The 16,901-nt window shown below is 64.1% G+C and carries 17 protein-coding genes; 12 read left to right on the top strand and 5 right to left on the bottom strand.

Annotated elements, in window-relative coordinates; all coding sequences use genetic code 11:
- Positions 1–20: 20 nt before the first annotated feature.
- Both TC41_RS07190 and TC41_RS07185 read right to left on the bottom strand, forming a co-directional pair.
- Positions 21–899, bottom strand: a complete 879-nt coding sequence (locus tag TC41_RS07190) for a YitT family protein (protein WP_014464358.1) — start codon at positions 897–899, stop codon at positions 21–23.
- Between the two features lie 55 nt (positions 900–954).
- Positions 955–2,001 (bottom strand): YkvI family membrane protein, encoded by a 1,047-nt coding sequence (locus tag TC41_RS07185; protein WP_014464357.1) that lies wholly within the window; start codon positions 1,999–2,001, stop codon positions 955–957.
- Between the two features lie 171 nt (positions 2,002–2,172).
- Here TC41_RS07185 and TC41_RS07180 point away from each other — a divergent pair, with 171 nt between their 5' ends.
- Positions 2,173–2,976 carry an undecaprenyl-diphosphate phosphatase gene (locus tag TC41_RS07180; protein ID WP_041695163.1) on the top strand — a complete coding sequence of 268 codons (804 nt, stop codon included), beginning with the start codon at positions 2,173–2,175 and terminating at the stop codon, positions 2,974–2,976.
- Positions 2,977–3,048: 72 nt separating this feature from the next.
- Here the strand turns inward: TC41_RS07180 and TC41_RS07175 are convergent, their stop codons facing one another.
- Both TC41_RS07175 and TC41_RS16795 read right to left on the bottom strand, forming a co-directional pair.
- Positions 3,049–4,143, bottom strand: a complete 1,095-nt coding sequence (locus TC41_RS07175) for a sporulation integral membrane protein YlbJ (RefSeq protein ID WP_237700060.1) — start codon at positions 4,141–4,143, stop codon at positions 3,049–3,051.
- Positions 4,107–4,337 (bottom strand): hypothetical protein, encoded by a 231-nt coding sequence (locus tag TC41_RS16795; protein WP_237700059.1) that lies wholly within the window; start codon positions 4,335–4,337, stop codon positions 4,107–4,109. Before TC41_RS16795 ends, TC41_RS07175 begins: the two co-directional genes overlap by 37 nt.
- A gap of 129 nt (positions 4,338–4,466) precedes the next feature.
- On the opposite strand from TC41_RS16795, the gene TC41_RS07170 reads away from it, so the two are divergent.
- The 8 genes from TC41_RS07170 to ku all read left to right on the top strand — a co-directional run bounded on the left by TC41_RS07170 (position 4,467) and on the right by ku (position 13,100).
- A complete protein-coding gene (locus TC41_RS07170; protein ID WP_081462255.1) occupies positions 4,467–4,823 on the top strand; it encodes a nucleotide pyrophosphohydrolase in 357 nt (118 codons plus the stop codon).
- On the top strand, positions 4,816–5,544 hold the full coding sequence (dapB, locus tag TC41_RS07165) for a 4-hydroxy-tetrahydrodipicolinate reductase (protein WP_014464352.1): 729 nt from the start codon (positions 4,816–4,818) through the stop codon (positions 5,542–5,544). The genes TC41_RS07170 and dapB overlap by 8 nt, the downstream gene beginning before the upstream one ends.
- Positions 5,545–5,574: 30 nt before the next feature.
- Complete coding sequence (gene bshA, locus TC41_RS07160) at positions 5,575–6,729, top strand: N-acetyl-alpha-D-glucosaminyl L-malate synthase BshA (RefSeq protein WP_014464351.1); 1,155 nt, start codon at positions 5,575–5,577, stop codon at positions 6,727–6,729.
- 4 nt (positions 6,730–6,733) lie between these two features.
- Complete coding sequence (locus TC41_RS07155; protein WP_014464350.1) at positions 6,734–7,927, top strand: tRNA cytidylyltransferase; 1,194 nt, start codon at positions 6,734–6,736, stop codon at positions 7,925–7,927.
- Entirely contained in the window at positions 7,914–8,915 is a 1,002-nt protein-coding gene (locus tag TC41_RS07150; RefSeq protein WP_014464349.1) for a biotin--[acetyl-CoA-carboxylase] ligase, read from the top strand. The genes TC41_RS07155 and TC41_RS07150 overlap by 14 nt, the downstream gene beginning before the upstream one ends.
- 92 nt (positions 8,916–9,007) lie before the next feature.
- A complete protein-coding gene (locus tag TC41_RS07145) occupies positions 9,008–9,430 on the top strand; it encodes a hypothetical protein (RefSeq protein WP_193352821.1) in 423 nt (140 codons plus the stop codon).
- Positions 9,390–12,248: a helicase C-terminal domain-containing protein gene (locus tag TC41_RS07140; RefSeq protein ID WP_041695161.1), complete on the top strand. Its 2,859-nt coding sequence runs from the start codon at positions 9,390–9,392 to the stop codon at positions 12,246–12,248. Before TC41_RS07145 ends, TC41_RS07140 begins: the two co-directional genes overlap by 41 nt.
- Positions 12,249–12,275: 27 nt before the next feature.
- Complete coding sequence (ku, locus tag TC41_RS07135) at positions 12,276–13,100, top strand: non-homologous end joining protein Ku (protein WP_014464347.1); 825 nt, start codon at positions 12,276–12,278, stop codon at positions 13,098–13,100.
- Positions 13,101–13,103: 3 nt separating this feature from the next.
- On the opposite strand, the gene TC41_RS07130 is transcribed toward ku, so the two are convergent.
- Positions 13,104–14,048 (bottom strand): ATP-dependent DNA ligase, encoded by a 945-nt coding sequence (locus tag TC41_RS07130; RefSeq protein WP_014464346.1) that lies wholly within the window; start codon positions 14,046–14,048, stop codon positions 13,104–13,106.
- Positions 14,049–14,109: 61 nt separating this feature from the next.
- Here TC41_RS07130 and ligD point away from each other — a divergent pair, with 61 nt between their 5' ends.
- Genes ligD through mtnA form a run of 3 tightly spaced genes read left to right on the top strand, consistent with a single transcriptional unit; the run spans position 14,110 to position 16,879 of the window.
- Positions 14,110–15,027, top strand: coding sequence for a non-homologous end-joining DNA ligase (gene ligD / locus TC41_RS07125; protein WP_041695160.1), 918 nt, complete (start codon positions 14,110–14,112; stop codon positions 15,025–15,027).
- 35 nt (positions 15,028–15,062) lie between these two features.
- The gene (gene mtnP, locus TC41_RS07120; protein ID WP_041695159.1) at positions 15,063–15,860 is read left to right on the top strand and encodes an S-methyl-5'-thioadenosine phosphorylase; all 798 of its coding nucleotides are present in this window, start codon (positions 15,063–15,065) and stop codon (positions 15,858–15,860) included.
- Positions 15,857–16,879, top strand: a complete 1,023-nt coding sequence (mtnA, locus tag TC41_RS07115) for an S-methyl-5-thioribose-1-phosphate isomerase (RefSeq protein ID WP_014464343.1) — start codon at positions 15,857–15,859, stop codon at positions 16,877–16,879. The genes mtnP and mtnA overlap by 4 nt, the downstream gene beginning before the upstream one ends.
- Positions 16,880–16,901: the final 22 nt, after the last annotated feature.

The raw sequence follows: 16,901 nt of genomic DNA, 5'->3' as shown, positions 1-16,901 counted from the left end.
TGGCTGTGTGGCCGCGAGCCTCACAGCCATTTTTTGCGCCGCCTGCCCGACGAGCTCGCCTCGCCATCGAAGGTGAAGCCTTCCCCGAGGACTTCGTGGACCGGGTTGACCGTGACGAACGCGTGCGGGTCGATGCTCTCGATGATGCGCTGCACGCGCGACACCTCGTCTCTCGAGACTACGCAGTAAATCACTTCCCGGCTGGTCCCTGTGTAACCGCCGCGCGCCTGCAACAGCGTGGTGCCGCGATCGAGCTCGCGATGGATAGCCTCGATGATGTCGTGATGGTGGTCGGAGACAATCATCATCGCCCGGCCGCTCGAGGCGCCTTCAATGACGAAGTCAATCACGCGACTCGCCACAAAGAGGGCCACGAGCGAATACATGGCCACCTCCTTGCCAATCAGCATCATCACCGAGAGGATCACGACGAAGTCAATGGCGAAGAGCGTCTGTCCCATGCCAATTCCCCGGTGGTGCCTAAGCAGGCGCGCGATGATGTCGGATCCACCTGTGGTGCCGCCCGCCCGGAAGATGAGCCCAAGCCCGATGCCGGTGATCACGCCGGCATAGAGTGCGGCCAGCAGGGGATCGTGCAGCGGAATCCGAACAGGTTGGGTGATTTCGCTGAAGGCAGACACGCCTGCGACCCCCGCCGCCGTCTTCAGGACAAACTCGTGGCCGAATTGCCTCCACGCCACGACGAGAAGCGGGATGTTCAGAATGAAAAAGGAGACGCCGATGGGCACGTGCAGCTTGTACAACAAGAGCAGCGAGATGCCCACAAAACCGCCTTCGGCCAAGTGATTGGCGACCAGAAATCCGTTCAGTCCGAGGGCGTAGATGAGGGCGCCCACTGCGATGGCGCCCCACTGGATTCCGCGTTCGAATGTTTTCATCAGGAGTGACTCCCTTGCCGCTTCACTGGTACTACGAGCCATTATACGGGCGAAATCACGGGGTCTTCAACGGGCCGCGCGCTATCGTCAAAACCGTGAGAAGCCACAATGCGATCCAGCCGAACGCCGTGTACCCATACTGAACAATCGCTCGAAAACCAAACGCCGTGAAAACGGCGCAGGCACACAGCACCATGCCCGCTGCGGCGAATCGTTTCGTCCGCGTCGTGGGCCGTTCGCCGAGCAGGCCGTACAGATTGCCGACAAGTGTGGAATAGATTTCCCCAAAGAGGACCGCGATAAACATCACGGATACGGCGCGCGGATAGGTGGCGGCGATGCGGCCCATGGGCACGGCGTATTGATAGGCGTCCGGAGCATGCGCAAATAGGGTCACGGCCACGGAAGCGAGCAAGGCGCCAAGTCCTAGCGCACCGAGGATGGCGCCATTCCGGAGCGCGTCAGGTTGCCGGATTCGTCCACCGAGCGGCACGAGCACCCCAATCGACAGGCCGACGTTCATCGCGGCGTAGACCAGCGCAGAGAGCAGGGCCGCTCCGAGGGAGCCAGACGCAGCGAGCGGGTGAAAAATGGCCCAGCGCTTCGCCGGATTGCCCAGGTTGACCAGCGCCAATCCGGCGGCGAAGAGACAGAGCACCGGAACAATCGCCGTGTTGGCGCCAAACAAGCCGCGGATACCGAAGGACGTCGTGACGGCGGCCACGGCCATCGCGCAGAGCACGCCGAGCGCGTAAGGCAGATGGAGTTGTTCGCGAAAGAGCGCGCCCGTGCCGGCCAGCATGGCCGCCGTGGTGCCAAACAACATCGCGATGACGAGCGCGTTGACCCCGCGCGCGAGCCACGGCGACAGCGCATGGGCTGTGAGGTCTTGGAACGACGCGGCTTGACATTCCGCCCCAAGCATCAGCAAACGGTATCCCCACCACGCGAACAGACACGTGGCGATGCCAATCCCGACAAATCCCCCCCCCCCGAATCGGCCAAAGAATTGATAGACTTCCTGGCCGGACGCGAATCCTGCTCCCACCACCGTGCCGATGTAAACCGCGGCAATCTGCAAGGCGAGTTTCACAGCCTTCACGCTCGTTCCTCCTCGCCACGTTGTTCTTGTCGCTACATGGTATGGAAATCATCTTGCAGACATGCTGCAAAGCACGGACATGTTCTGGTGCGCCTGTCCATAGATATTTAGGGGGGTCAAGCCCATGGCGCGTCTGCGGGAGGGAGGTTGGGTGATGAAGGAGAACACGAGATGACATACGGAGATGCGGTGCTCTTTGGAGCCGTGCAAGGGCTGACCGAATTTTTGCCCATCTCGAGCTCAGGCCACATCGTTCTCTTGGAGAAGTTGCTTCACGTCGACGTCGATCACAACACAGCGTTTGTCCTCATGCTTCACGTGGGGACGTTGATGGCGGTCCTGTACGCCATGCGCAAGGAGGTCCGCTGGCTCATTCAACATCCGAAGGCCCGAGAGACGTGGATGCTCGTACTGGCGCTCTTGCCGACAGCCGTGATTGGCGGACTGTTCGAGGAGTGGTTCGATGATCTCTTTGCATCGGGCGCGACCATCGGCCTCGAATTCTTGCTGACAGGCATCATTCTGTGGTGGATGGACGCCGTCGACGCGGGCCCCAAGAACGAGACCACGATGACGGCCGCAGACAGCCTTTGGATTGGGGCGCTTCAGGGCGCTGCCATTCTGCCGGCGCTGTCGCGCTCCGGTCTGACCATCGCCGGGGGGCTTTGGCGAGGGCTGAACCGGGAGGCAGCGACGCGGTTTTCGTTCCTCTTGTCCATCCCGGCGATTTTGGGCGGCGTTCTTGTCAAGCTCGACGACCTCGTCGAGGCCCACGGGTCGGCGGCTCTGTCGTCCGGGCCGATGCTTGCTGGCATGTTGGCGGCGCTCGCCACGGGGTACCTGTCAGTGCGGTGGACGAAGGCGTTGGTCGCCCGCGCGAGAATGCGTTGGTTCGCGGTGTACGCGTTCGCGCTTTCGGCATGGATTTTGTTCGATCAGCTGATCCAACATCGTTTCTTTCCCCCTCTCGCATGACTGCCGTTTAGGGCTTGGAAAAGACGGCCAGGTATCGCACTGCGATACCTGGCCGTCTTGCGTGGTCTGGTTTCATCCTTGCGAGCGAACGAAGAACGCGACGATTCGAATCCTCCGGAGCAGCAGCACGCCGGCAGACAAAACGGTGAGGGCCGCGCAGATGCCGAGCCACAACTCGAAACTGTTCGACATCGCGTGAGTGAAGGTCGTCCAAAAACCCTCCTGTTCGCTTACGGAGGACATCATGGGAAGGTGACGTGTCACGCTTGCCAGCGCGCCTTGGGCGGTTCTTCCCACACCCATCCCGTACAGGACGACGGTCAAGAGCGCCGCCAAGGAAGCGTGCAGAAAGCGCGCCAGAAAGTATGGGCGCATGCGGATGTCGGTATGCGTCAGCACACTTGCGACCTGCGCGTGGACGCTGAGGCCACTCCAAGCGATAATGCCGCTTACGAGCGCGAGCTTCTGAATGAGCGGCGCGGGTACCGCCGCCGTCTGAGCGCTGCCAATGTCCAGCTCGAGTACGCCTGCAAGCGTCGGCTGAACCAGCCCCGTGTGAATGCCGAGTAGCCGGTAGATTTCCATCAGGGGCCATCCCAGGAACGCCATGATGCCGCTCACTTCGAGGATTTCGATCACGACGGCAAAGAACACGATGAACCCGGAGATCATGAGGATGGTCTGGACCGATTCACTCACCGCATTGCCGAGCAATTTCCCGAAGGGGCGACCGTCTTCCTCGCGTGCCGTGAGCATCTCCCGGTATGCGCGGGCGAACAGGTTGCCCTTCGGCCTCACCTCTTCGCGCTCCTTCACTTCTCTCAGATGGTCGGGATCTCGCCGTCCCCAGAACTTGAACGCTACGCCGACGAGGAACGAGGAAATGTAGTGGGCGAGGGCGAACAGACCGCCGAGGGCTGGCGATTTGAACATGCCGACCGCCACCGCCCCGAACATGAACAGCGGATCCGCCGTGTTGGTGAAGGCCAACAGTCGTTCCCCTTCGATTCGGGTGCACTGGTTCGTCTGGCGAAATCGCGCCGTGATCACGGCGTCCATGGGATAGCCGGCGGCGAGCCCCATGGACAGGGCGAAAGCCCCGACACCCGGCACGCTGAAGAGCGGCTGCATCAGCGGTTCGACGAGGACCCCGAAACCGCGAACCACGCCCAGGCCCAGAAGCAACTCCGAGACGATAAAAACGGCAGAAGTGACGGAATGATGATCTCCCAGCACACCCGGAGGCCCTGCATGCCCGCCTCGTACCCTACCTTCGGGTAGATCACGAGCGCCAGCGTGAACACCACTGCCATGGCGGCCAAGAGGACGGTGCTCTGGTGCCCGCGTCTCTCTTTGCGCAAGTGCGCTTCCCTCCTTTGCGGGACCCAGGTACGGGCCCATGATCGTCCATACATGCTTATGACAAGCCTCGTCTTTTATGTTTGCGAGGGACGCTCCGGTATAATGGGGACGCGAGGAGGAGAGTGCGCGTGCAACTGTCGGAAGTTCAGCAGGAAGTCCATCGGTACATATCCCAATTTGAAGAGGGCTATTTCCATCCCATGACGCTCGTCGTTCGGCTCGCCGAAGAGCTTGGGGAGTTGGCGCGGGAGATCAACCATCATTACGGGGAAAAGCCAAAGAAGCCGGACGAGCCGGAAGGAGATCTCGCGCTTGAAATGGGCGACATCCTGTTTGTGCTCGCCTGCCTGGCGAATCGGCTCGAGATCGATCTCGGCGAGGCATTTTCGGCGACCATGCACAAGTTTCGCACGCGGGATCGCGACCGCTGGACGCGCAGGGATCGAAAGGAAGAGGATAGTCAAGGGGGGCGAGCGAATGGATAAAGCGGCTGTCATTCGGGTGGCGCTAGCTGGGGCGCTCGGCCGCATGGGGCAGGTGGCGCTCGAGGCGCTGCGGCGCGAGGACGACATCGCCATCTGCGGGCTTTTGGTGCGTCGCGCCGACGAAGAGGCCGAGCGAAAGCTCTCCGCCTATGGCGCAGTGTACGATGACCCGGAGCGATTGATGGACACGGAGGAGCCCGACGTGTGGGTGGACCTGACCGGCCCAGAGGCGGTGGTTCGCCATGTCGATCTGGCCCTTTCTCGCGGCGTTCGACCGGTCGTAGGGGCAACCGGCTACACGGACGAGGACGTGACGAGGTGGGACGAAATGGCGCGCCAAAGGCAGGTCGGCGCCGCCGTCTGTCCGAATTTCGCGATAGGGGCGCTACTCATGATGCGTTTCGCGCGGGAGGCGGCGCGTTTCCTGCCGCGCGCGGAAATCATCGAGCTTCATCATGACGGGAAGCGGGACAAGCCGTCCGGCACGTCGCTGAGGACGAAGGCCATGATGGAGGTCGAGTACGACGTGCCGATTCACAGCGTGCGCCTACCCGGGCTGGTGGCACACCAGGAAGTGATTTTCGGCGGCGCCGGCGAGGTGCTGACCATCCGTCACGATTCCCTCAGCCGCGAGAGCTTTATGCCTGGCCTCATCCTGGCCGTTCGGCGTGTGATGACGCTGCACGCGCTGGTGTACGGGCTGGACAAGCTCCTTTGGTGAGCGAGGGCCGGGCAGAAAGGAGATGCGCCATTGCGCGTGGGTATCAGCTGTTATCCGACGGTCGGCGGATCCGGAGCGGTGGCCACCGAGCTTGGCAAAGCGCTCGCGCGGCGAGGACACGAGGTGCACTTCATCGTGACCGACGTGCCGTTCCGGCTCGGTGCGTTTGTGGAACACGTCTATATTCACCAAATCGAACCCATTACGTACCCGGTCCTCAAGACCCCGCCGTACGACTTTGCGCTCGCCAGTCTCATGGCGCGCGTAGCCGACGAATACCAACTCGACGTGCTGCACGCGCATTATGCACTTCCGTTTGCGGTGTGTGCACACCTGGCGCGCGAAATGGCGAAGCATCCCATCCGGGTGGTCACCACGCTGCATGGCACGGATATCACGGTCTTGGCTCAGGATCCGAGCCTCAAGTCCATCATCAAACTCGGCATTGAGCGGAGCGACGCCGTGACGGCCGTCAGCCAGAGCCTGGTTCGGGATACCGCCCGACTGTTCGAGACAAATAAGCCCATTCGCTGCATTTATAATTTCGTCGATCCCGACGTGTTCCGACCCGGGTGCGGTGGAGAACTGAAGCGCCACTTCGCGCCAAACGGCGAGCGCGTTCTGCTTCACATCTCCAACTTCCGCCCAGTCAAACGGCTTCACGACGTGATTGCCGTGTTCGAGCGAGTGGCGAGACGCATGCCGGCCAAGCTGCTCCTTGTCGGCGAAGGGCCGGATCTGGGCGCGGCGAAACGCCAGGTCGAGGAGGCGTGCCTTAGCCATCGCGTGCATTTTTTGGGGCGTCAGGACGAGGTGGCGCCGCTTTTTGCGGCCGCCGATCTGTTCCTGCTTCCTTCCGAAAGCGAGAGCTTCGGCCTCGTCGCGCTTGAAGCCATGTCGTGCGGCGTACCTGTCGTTGGATCGACGGCCGGCGGCATTCCGGAGGTGGTGGTGCACGGGGAGACCGGCTTTCTCGCGCCAGTGGGCCGCGTCGATGAGATGGCGGATCTCGCGTGTAAGATTTTGGAGGACGAAGCCTTGTATCGGGCGTTCTCCGCGCGAGCGCGTGAGCGAGCTATGCGAGCGTTTCATGTGGACGAGAAGGTGAGTGAGTACGAGGCTGTGTACCGCGAGGTGATGTCGGCTGAACGCGGCGAGTATCCGCATCCCCGCCCCGGCGCGTGAGGTCATGGAAGTGCTGCGAAACGCAGGATACGCTGCGTATCTGGTCGGCGGCGCAGTGAGAGATCTCCTGCTTGGGCGGACGCCCTCGGACCTGGACGTCGCGACGAGCGCGCGGCCGGAGGACGTGAGGTCGCTCTTTGCTCGAACCCTGGACACAGGCGTTCGCCACGGCACCGTCTCCGTGTGGTCCGCGGGGAACTGGATTGAAGTCACGACGTTTCGAGCCGAGGGACCCTATGGCGACGGACGGCGCCCCGACTTTGTCCGATTCGTGGACGACGTTGAGGCGGATCTCGCCCGGCGCGATTTTACCATCAATGCCATGGCCCTGGATTTGGACGGCTGCCTCGTCGATCCGTTTGACGGCCAGGGCGATCTTGCGCGCCGGCTTCTCCGGGCGGTGGGCGATCCCGTCGCGCGCTTCCAGGAGGATGGACTCCGCCTCGTGCGGGCGGTGCGGTTCGCCGTGCAACTGGATCTGACGTGCCATCCCGACACCGAGGCGGCGCTCAAGGAAACGGCTGACGCCATTCGCCCGATTGCCCTGGAGCGAATCGGGAGAGAATTGGAGCGTCTGTCGCACGCGCCGTGGCATGCGCACCTCCCAACACTCGCATCGACGCCGCTCTGGCGGCGAAAAGGGGAGCCGCTCGCCTGGCTGGAACCAGGGTTCTCCTGGCTCGCGACCCAAGGTCGCTTCTCACTCGCCCCTCCCGCGGGCTGGCCGAGTGTGGCCCTTTGGTTTGTGGGTGTAGACGACGGTCCGCTTCGCGCGCGCCGGTTCGCCGAGGTGCTCGCATACGGGAAGGACGCCGCCCGGCTCATCGAGCGGGCGGTGCAGTTGGTTCAGGCCTGGGCGCACGGGGAAGACGCCGCGTCTCCCCAGATGCTTTACGAGGCAGGGCGCGCGTCTGCCGAGATGGCGGCCCGGATGATCGCGTTTCTGGCGCGCGGCGACGTGTTTGAGATGGCGCGGTGGAAACGCGCCATCCGCGCCCAGCCGCTTTGGGATCGGTCCCATCTCGCCTTGCCCGCACACGAACTCATCGCCATGGGACTGCGGGGCAAGGAGATTGGAGAATGTCAAAAGAGCCTGGTGCGCAAGATCCTTCGCGGCGAGATCCAGAATCAACCTGACGCGCTGCGCCGCGAGGTGATGGCGCAGCGAAAGAGAGGCGATGACCATGGCTCAGGATGACACGCGCGTGCGGGATCAGCTCATTGAGGCGTTCCTCCACGCGGAGGGCCCCATCTCGGGAGAGGAGTTGAGCCACCGGTTGGGGCTCTCGCGGACGGCCATCTGGAAACACATCAAGGCCCTCGAGCAGATGGGATTCGAGTTTGAGGCCTCACCACGCGTCGGCTACCGAGCCGTCCGGATCCCAGACGAACTCATGGCGCCCCTCGTTCAGCCCCACCTGCCGCCGGACTGCCTGCTCGGGTCACCCATCCTGTGGGCGGAATCGCGAGCCTCGACGAACGATACGGCCCTTGAGCTCGCGGACAAGGGGCTTCCGCACGGCGCCGTCGTGACGGCTGGGGAGCAGACGGGCGGTCGAGGGCGGCGCGATCGCGCCTGGGCGTCGCCGCGGGGTGGCATGTGGTTCACGGTGTTTGTCCGCAATCCGTGCGCGCTCCGGCACGCGCCCGATCTCACGCTGCTTGCGGCGCTCGCCGTGTGTCGCGCGCTTCGCGGAGAGGGCGTGCCGGTCGAAATCAAGTGGCCGAACGACATTCTCCTCGGCGGCAAAAAGGCGGGGGGAATTTTAGCTCAGATCCGGGCGGAGGGGGAAATGGTCGATCACGCCGTCATTGGCATCGGCCTGAATGCGAATTTTTCGATCGACGAGTTGCCGAAGGAGATCCGCCATCGGGCGACGACCATCCTGCATGAGGTGGGTCGGCCCATTGACCGGCCGAAGGCGCTCGCTCGCATCTTGATCGAGCTCGACCGTTTGTACCGCGACCTGCGAGACGGGCGCGGGTTTCAGGCGGTTCATGCCGAATGGACGGCCCTTTGTTCGACCATCGGCCATGAGGTGGAAGTCGCGATTGGCGACGAGCGCGTGCGTGGGATCGCGCAATTGATTGAACCCGATGGAAGCCTCGTCATCGAGACGTCGCCTGGCGTGACGCGAACCGTCGTGAGTGGTGAGGTGTTATTCTCCGAGCGCGAGCAGGTCTAGTCCATCCGTCAGGATTCCCCGGCGGGCGCGCGCATTTCCGGGCATGTGCGCGCAGGTCACATCCGATCCTAGGCCCAAAGAGGGCGATGGGCATGACCGGGTTCTCGGATGCGGCGAGTTTGAAGGCGTGGCGCATGCACTCGGCGTTGGCGGAGATTCGGGGCGCGCTGGCTGTCGCACTCGGCCTTCGACAACTGGCCATAGCCTGGGCCCGCGCATGCGAGTCTGATGCCGAATTTGTCCCTGTCGCGCTCGAGATTCGCGCTTTGATGGCGTGGATGGACGGTGACGCGTCCTCGGCCGCGTGTCTCGCGAAAAAGGCTGTGATGGCAGGAGGAAAAGGCCACACGCTCCTCTACTTGGCGATGGCGGCTGGTGAACGCGATTTAGGCTTGGACGAGCAGAGGGACCGAATGTCGAGTACAATGGACATACGGGTTGATGGGACAAACGGACAGCGGGAGTGCGACGCGGGTGGAATGGATCATCGTGGATTTGGAGACGACGGGGCTTGATCCGGAGCGTGCCGAGATCCTGGAGATCGGCGCGCTGCGGGTGCGCGGCGAGGAGATTGTCGACACGTTTCACGCGCTGGTGCGCCCTGAGCGCCCCATTCCCGATGAAATCACTCGGCTGACGGGCCTGTCAGACGCGGACGTTGCCGATGCCCCGCCCGAGCGTGAGGCCCTGATGCGGTTCGCGGAGTTCGCAGGTGACACCCCGATGGCGGGGCACCATTGGGCGTTCGAGCGAAGTTTTTTGCTCCCGCGGGTCGCGCGGTACGGTTTGCCACTAAAGCCAGGGGACGGACTCTGCACCTTGAGTCTGGCCCGGATTTTGGCGCCGAGGCTCATGAGCCATCGGCTGGAATATCTGGCGCGCCGCCTGCGCTTGCGCGCCGAGGGGAGCCATCGTGCGCTCGCGGACGCGCGTACGGCTCATCAGTTGCTCATGCGGCTCGAGGACAAGGCGCGCCGCCTCCCCTCCGGCGTCATCGAACTGCTCGCGGGGCTCGCGGGACTTTACTCCCCGCTCACTGCGGCCTGGTTCGAGCAGGCTTTAGGTCGGCATGAAGAACACCAGGGCCCTCCCCTCGAGGAGCGGCAGGGCCTCTATTACACAAGACCTGATCCGCCCGCGCGGCCGGAGGAGCGCGACGCGCTGCCCATGCCCGATCGCGCCAAGCTCGACGAGATCGTGCGGAAAGCGAGAGACGTGCTGATGCCCGACGGCCCCTTGGCGGCGTCCATGCCCGGGTTCGAAGCCCGTCCTGGGCAGGTGGCCATGGTTGAGGCGGTCGCTCAGGCGTTGGCGGAGGGCAAGCACGCGATGGTCGAGGCGGGCACCGGGACGGGCAAATCGCTCGCGTACCTGGTGCCCGCGGCGCTCGTCGCGATGGCGACAGGTGAGCCCGTGGTGGTCAGCACCCACACGCTCTCGCTGCAGGACCAGATCGCGGAGCGGGACTTTCCGCTGCTTCGGCGGATCTTCGGCGACGACCTGCGCCTGGTCGTCCAGAAAGGACGCAACAATTACGTCTGCCTGCGAAAGGTTCGAAGTGAAGCGCGCCTTGCCACCATGGCCACGCCCGTCGACGACATCCAGGGCGTCATGGCGCTACTGGTCTGGCTGACGGAGACACCCGACGGCACGCGCGAGACGCTGTCCAAGTCGTCGGTGGGGCCAGGACTCTGGGCCCGGGTTCAAAGCGAGAGCGAGTCGTGCATCAATCGGCGTTGCCCGTTCTTCCAGCCGTGCTACTACTTTCGAACCAAGCAGGCGGCTCATTCTGCGCACCTCATCGTGACCAACCACTCGCTCGTGATGTCCGATCTGGCCTCCGACCACCGTGTCCTGCCCAAGTATGCGCATCTTGTCGTCGACGAGGCACATCACCTCGAGGAACAGGCGACCCATCACCTCGGCTTCGAAGTCCAGAGCGGCGTCATGGCGGCCTTGTCCCACCGCCTTGTGCGCGATCGCGGCCGAGCTGGCGTGTTGGCCGAGGTCACCCGGATGTTGGAAGAACTCCACATTCGGGGCACCACGCTCGAGTGGCTCGAAGAGGGTCAAGAATGGGTGGGGGCGCTCGGCACCGAGGTGGATGCGGCGTTTCAGGCTATCGCCGCCTACGTGCCCGCGGGGCAGTCGGAGGTGCGCCTCGACGCAGCGTGGCGCCAAAGCGACTCGTTCCACATGTACCGCGAGGCGTTGGACAGAACCCAGGCTGGCGTAAAGCGACTGCAGGATCTGCGCGCGCGACTCCTGGATCTGGTGAAATCGTTGCCCTCGGACGATCACGTCGGGCGCGTCGTCGACGCCGCGGGCTTTCTCGGGGCCTGGCTCGACGGAATCGCGCGGATGCAAGCCGTCCTAGAAGAACACCCTGACGACGTGACGTGGGCCGCGGTCCAGGCCAGCGGATCTCGTGTGCGGGTGAGCGTGCACCGAGCCCCCATCGATGTGGCCCGCGTGCTCAAGCAGCACCTGTTTGACCCGTTGCGCTCGGTGGTGCTGACCTCGGCCACGCTTGCGGTGAATGGGGAGTTTGGATTCGCGATTCGGAAGCTCGGTCTGGAGGAGCACGCTCGCGAAGACCGTTTCATTGCGCTGACCGTCCCGTCTCCGTTCGCGATGGACAAGCAGGCGCGCCTCTATGTGCCGAGCGATGTTCCGGACATCGCGGCAGCGCCGCCGGAGGAAGCTGCCATGTGGCTGGCCGCGTCCATCACAGATCTCGCAGAGGCGTCGCGCGGCAGGATGCTCGTCCTGTTCACGAGCCACGCGCTGCTTCGAGAGACCGCGCGTCTGGCTCGCGCGCCGCTCGCGGAGCGCGGCTTAAGCTTGCTCGCTCAGGAGATGGATGGGAGCCGCGCCGCGCTGCTCGAAGCGTTTCGGGCTCACCCAGAGAGCGTGATATTCGGCGCGCAGACGTTCTGGGAGGGCATCGACCTCCCGGGCGATCAGCTGACCTCGCTCGTGATTGTGCGCTTGCCGTTTGCCCCGCCCACACACCCGGTGACAGCCGCTCGGTTAGAGCGCCTGGAGGCGAGCGGTCAGAACGCGTTTCGAGCGCTCAGCCTGCCCGAGGCGGTGGTGCGTTTTCGCCAGGGCGTCGGGCGCTTGATCCGCACGCAGCAGGATCGGGGCGTAATTGTCGTCTTCGACAAGCGCATCGTGACGCAGCGATACGGGTCAATGTTCTGGAAGTCCATCCCTGGACTTCGGCCCCGGGTCGTGCCGGAGAGAGATCTCGTCGCTGAGGTGCGGAAGTTTTTGCGAGACACCCCATCTTCCCCCGAGCATGGGGCGCGGGCTTCGCTCTCACTCTAACCGCGTGGGCGAGGGAGGATGAGCGGAATGCACGCGATGTGGCGAGGATCGGTGAGCTTTGGACTCGTGAACATCCCGGTGCGGCTGTACAAAGCGACGGAGACAGGCGGGATTCACTTTCGGCAGCTTCACAGGACCTGTCGGACGCCGATATCCTACAGGAAGTTTTGCCCTCGTTGTCAGGCGGAAGTGAGCCAGGACGAGATCGTCCGAGGATTTGAATACGCGAAGGGCGAATTCGTCGTGGTGGAAGACGACGATCTCGCCGCATTTCAAGGTCGCCGCGGGGAGACCATCGATCTCGTCCAGTTCGCCGACGCGGGCGAGATCGACCCGGTGATGTTTCAGGGCGCGTACTACCTCGCCCCCGAGGCGAGCGGGAAGAAGGCGTACCGCCTTTTGTGGCAAGCGCTTCGGGCGTCAGGCCGCGTCGGCGTAGCCCGGATGACGCTGCGGAGCGCGGAATCGCTCGTGCTGGTGAGGGCGAGCGAGGCGGATGGGAACGTGTTGGTGGTGCACACGCTCGCCTGGCCGGAGGACGTGCGATCGACCGGCGAACTTCCGTATGTGCGGGAAGCTGTGGAGATCGATGCGAATGAGTTGGAAGTCGCGGAGACCTTGATTCGGCAACTGACCAAGCCGTTTGTGCCGAACGAGTATCGAGACGAGAGCAGGGCGCGGTTGGAGGCTTGGATCGCCGAGCGGCGCGGCGAGGCGGGGACGGAGAGGCCGGGCGCCCCGTCGTCGGGCGAGGTCGTGGACCTGATGGAGGCGCTCAAGAAGAGCCTGCAGCTCGCCAAACAGGCGGAGAAGCCTCAGGAGAGCAAGCGCAAGAAGCGGAAGACGTCGTGATCGTCACGGATCGGCCTGGGCAAAACTGCACGCCGCGGGCGTCGCCGGGATATCCAACTCGGCGAGGAGGACAGGGTGGCGCATGGTCCCTTTTGGCGTCCATTCGGCGAAGCGAACCTTCACGGCGACGACGGGGTGCGCGAATCGACACGGTCTCACGACTTTCGGCGCATTGGCGAAGGGTGGCAACGTTATCTCATGGGACAGGACCCGCTTGACGAGTAGTTCCCATGCGCGATGGGGGAGGCGACCGGCTCCCGCATTGCCGACGTGAATCAGCCGCGCTTGGTCGTCAAACAGACCGAGCATCAGCGCATTCGGAGCCCCGTCGCGGTACATCACGCCCCCAACAGCCGCGATGGCGTTTCGCGCGTGTTTGACTTTGACCCAGCGCCCGTCTCGGTGGCCTGGCGCGTAGGTGGAATCGACTCGCTTGCACACGATGCCTTCGAGCCCCAGTTGCTTGGTGGCGGCGAAGAGCGCCTCGGTGTCCACTTCGCTTTCGGTCGCCAGCACGTGCTCCACACCTGAAACATGCTCGACCATCCAGCCGAGGCGTTTGGCCAATGGCCAATCCCCAACCCATTTCCCGCTCATCTGCACGACGTCGAAGACGGCGTACCACACGGGTATCTCGCGCACGAGTCGCTCGATCTCGCGCGACGTGACGGCCCGCTCCCTGCGAAGAACCCGGTAAAAGTCGGGCCTTCCCTGGGCGAGCGCCACCACTTCGCCGTCGAAAGCACACCCCCGAAAGGGCCGCAGCGCGGATGCAATCTCCGGATACCGGTCCGTTCGAAGCCGTCCATGGCGGTTCCAGATTTGCACGCCGGCGTCCGACACCTCGGCCACGGCGCGCACCCCATCCCACTTGACCTGTGCTATCCACGCGCCTCCCGTGGGCACGACGGCGCTCGATAGGGGTTCGAACGGTCGAAAGAACGGCATCCAGGTTCCCTCCCTGATAGCGACAAGCGCCTCTGCGCACGCTAGGCGAGAGGTGAAGCGCATGAAACGCCGCGAAACCCCGCCGACGCTCACCCATGGGGACAAGATCTACTTTCCAGGCGCGGGGCTCAACAAGCGCGACTACATGACGTATCTTGCCCAAATCGGCGCGCACTTGGTCCGCCACCTGCGCTACCGGCCTGTCACGTTGGTTCGTTGCCCCGACGGGGTGACCGGCCGCCGATTCTATCAGCGGCATCTACCGCCGCACGCACCTCCGAGCCTGCCGCGTAAAGAGGTCCAAGGCGAACGCCCGTTGATTGCCATCCCGGACGTCGAGACGCTCTTGTACTACGGAAACTTGGGCGCCATCGAGTTTCACGCGGGCCTGCACCAGTCCGACGGCCCTCAAGCCGGATGCCCCACGGCGCTCACGTTCGATCTCGACCCTTCCGATCCGAACGATTTCGAGCGCGTGCGTGAGCTCGCGCTGCGCCTGCGCGAGGTGCTTCGCGAGCTCGAGCTCGACGGACTTGCCAAGACGACAGGCGCCTCCGGCCTGCAAGTCTTCGTCCCGCTGGAGCAGCCGCTCCCATACGCCGTCACGCGTCCGGTGGTGAATTTTATTGCGGCGTACTGCGCGTCGCGCTGGCCGGATCTGGCCACCACCGAGAGGCGCGTGCACCAGCGAGGAAGCCGCGTCTACGTGGACGCACCTCAGCACGGGCCATCGCGCACCCTGATCGCGGCGTACAGCGTGCGCGCGGTCGAGAAAGCGCTTGTGTCGGTGCCCATCACCTGGGACGAGCTCGCAGGCGGGGTGTCGCCCGACGAGTTTGATCTCAACGTGGTGCCTGACAGATTGGCCCGGATGGGCGACTTGTTGGGCATCGCCCCGCGCTGCCCCTCGTCGCGCGTGCAGGCCATCCACGATGCGCTCCCTCCGCCTTGGCGACAAACGCGCGTCCGTTCAGTATAATCGAGGACAAGACTTCAAGAGTGGAGGAACTCGTCATGCGTTACGGCATTATCGGTGGCACAGGCGTGTACCAGCCTGGCGATTTGCCCGGCGCCACGCGCGAACGTGTACATACCCCGTACGGGGACGTCGAGGTGACACTCGGGACGTATGAAGGCAAGGAGGTCGCTTTTCTCCCTCGCCACGGCAGCAGCCACAGCGTCCCTCCGCACCGCGTCAATTATCGAGCCAACATTTGGGCTCTGAAGCAACTGGGCGTCGAGACCGTGCTGGCAACGGCCGCCGTCGGCTCGCTCAACCGCCTGTTTCGCCCGGGCGATCTCGTCGTGATCGACGACGTGATCGACTGGACCAAAGGACGGCCTTCTACGTTTTTCGAGCACGGGCCGGTTGTGCACATCGATTTTTCGGACCCTTATTGCGCGCGCGTGCGGAAAGGCCTGGTGGAGACCGCGCGCCATCTCGGCCTTCGCGTGCACCACGGCGGCGTTTACGTCTGCGCGGAAGGGCCCAGGTTCGAGTCGAAGGCGGAAATTGCGCTGTTCGCGCGCCTCGGCGGCGACGTGGTGGGCATGACCAGCATGCCGGAGGCCGCACTGGCAAAGGAAGCCGAGATGTGCTACGCGACGGTCTGCATGGTCACCAACTGGGCGGCTGGGATGGCGGCGAAGCCGCTCTCCCACGAAGAGGTCCTCGAGGCGATGCGGGAGAACGTGGCGGACATCCGGCGCCTGTTCTTTGCCTATATCGCGCGGGATACCGGTGTGCGGGATTGTGCGTGCGGCTCGGCGGTGGGCGGCCAAGTGCCGCTTAGGGGAGAGAGTGAAGCGTGAGGGCCATCCGATACCAGCCGGACAGGCTGGAGTTGCTCGACCAGACGCGGTTGCCCCATGAGAAGGTCTGGCTGACGTGCCGCACCGCTGAGGACGTCTATCAGGCCATTCGGTCGATGCAGGTGAGAGGCGCGCCGGCCATCGGCGCTGCGGCCGCGTTCGGCCTCGCGCTCGAGGCGAGGCGGATCGGGCCGGCCGACGTCCGATCTCGGTTGCCGCAAGTCGCGGCATGGATGAAGACCGCGCGCCCGACCGCCGTCAATCTGATGCAGGCCGTCGACGAGCTCATGGCAGCGCTCGAGGAGGCGCCGCCGGGATCGGAAGCGGACGCGCTGTACCAACGCGCCGTCGCCATCGCGGAGCGCGACATCGAGACGAATCGCCGCATCGGTGAACTGGGCGCGAAGTGGGTCGCCGAACACGGGGGACGCGTGTTGACGCACTGCAACACGGGTTCCCTCGCGACTGTCGAATATGGGACCGCCCTCGGCATCCTGCGGGCCATGCACGAGGCGGGGACGCTGGAGCACGTGTACGTGGACGAGACGCGACCGTATCTTCAGGGCGCGCGCCTCACGGCGTACGAACTGCTGGAAGAGGGCATCCCGTTTGACATCATCACGGATTCCACCGCAGGGTTCGCGATGAAGCTCGGCTGGATCGACGCGGTGATCGTCGGAGCGGACCGGATTGCCCGAAACGGAGACACGGCGAACAAGATTGGCACCTATACGCTCGCGGTCCTGGCGTCGTTCCACGGCATCCCGTTTTACGTGGCGGCCCCCACCACGACCCTTGACCTGTCGATTCCGTCAGGCGATCACATCCCGATTGAAGAGCGCAGCGCGGACGAAGTCACGCATTGGATGGGGAGGCCCATCGCGCCCGAAGGCGCTTCGGCGAAGCACTTGGCGTTTGACGTCACGCCAGGTCACCTCATCTCGGGCATCATCACCGAACGCGGCGTCGCTCTGCCGCCTTACGAGGAGTCGCTCGCGCGGCTTTGCGGCAAGCGTTGAAGAGGACCAAGGCGAATGGGAA

The sequence above is a fragment of the Alicyclobacillus acidocaldarius subsp. acidocaldarius Tc-4-1 genome (assembly GCF_000219875.1).
GTDB classification, from domain to species: domain Bacteria; phylum Bacillota; class Bacilli; order Alicyclobacillales; family Alicyclobacillaceae; genus Alicyclobacillus; species Alicyclobacillus acidocaldarius_A.
The sequence above is the reverse complement of the archived record's forward strand: the minus strand, read 5'-3'. Positions and strand labels throughout refer to the sequence as shown.

What these genes read in the sequence shown, in the direction of transcription:
- TC41_RS07145 (WP_193352821.1), top strand. Translation starts at nt 9,008, where the DNA reads ATGACCGGGTTCTCGGATGCGGCGAGTTTGAAGGCGTGGCGCATGCAC.
- ligD (WP_041695160.1), top strand. Translation starts at nt 14,110, where the DNA reads ATGAAACGCCGCGAAACCCCGCCGACGCTCACCCATGGGGACAAGATC.
- TC41_RS07190 (WP_014464358.1), bottom strand. Translation starts at nt 899, where the DNA reads ATGAAAACATTCGAACGCGGAATCCAGTGGGGCGCCATCGCAGTGGGC.
- ku (WP_014464347.1), top strand. Translation starts at nt 12,276, where the DNA reads ATGCACGCGATGTGGCGAGGATCGGTGAGCTTTGGACTCGTGAACATC.
- TC41_RS07150 (WP_014464349.1), top strand. Translation starts at nt 7,914, where the DNA reads ATGGCTCAGGATGACACGCGCGTGCGGGATCAGCTCATTGAGGCGTTC.
- TC41_RS07155 (WP_014464350.1), top strand. Translation starts at nt 6,734, where the DNA reads ATGGAAGTGCTGCGAAACGCAGGATACGCTGCGTATCTGGTCGGCGGC.
- TC41_RS07180 (WP_041695163.1), top strand. Translation starts at nt 2,173, where the DNA reads ATGACATACGGAGATGCGGTGCTCTTTGGAGCCGTGCAAGGGCTGACC.
- TC41_RS07130 (WP_014464346.1), bottom strand. Translation starts at nt 14,048, where the DNA reads ATGCCGTTCTTTCGACCGTTCGAACCCCTATCGAGCGCCGTCGTGCCC.
- mtnP (WP_041695159.1), top strand. Translation starts at nt 15,063, where the DNA reads ATGCGTTACGGCATTATCGGTGGCACAGGCGTGTACCAGCCTGGCGAT.
- dapB (WP_014464352.1), top strand. Translation starts at nt 4,816, where the DNA reads ATGGATAAAGCGGCTGTCATTCGGGTGGCGCTAGCTGGGGCGCTCGGC.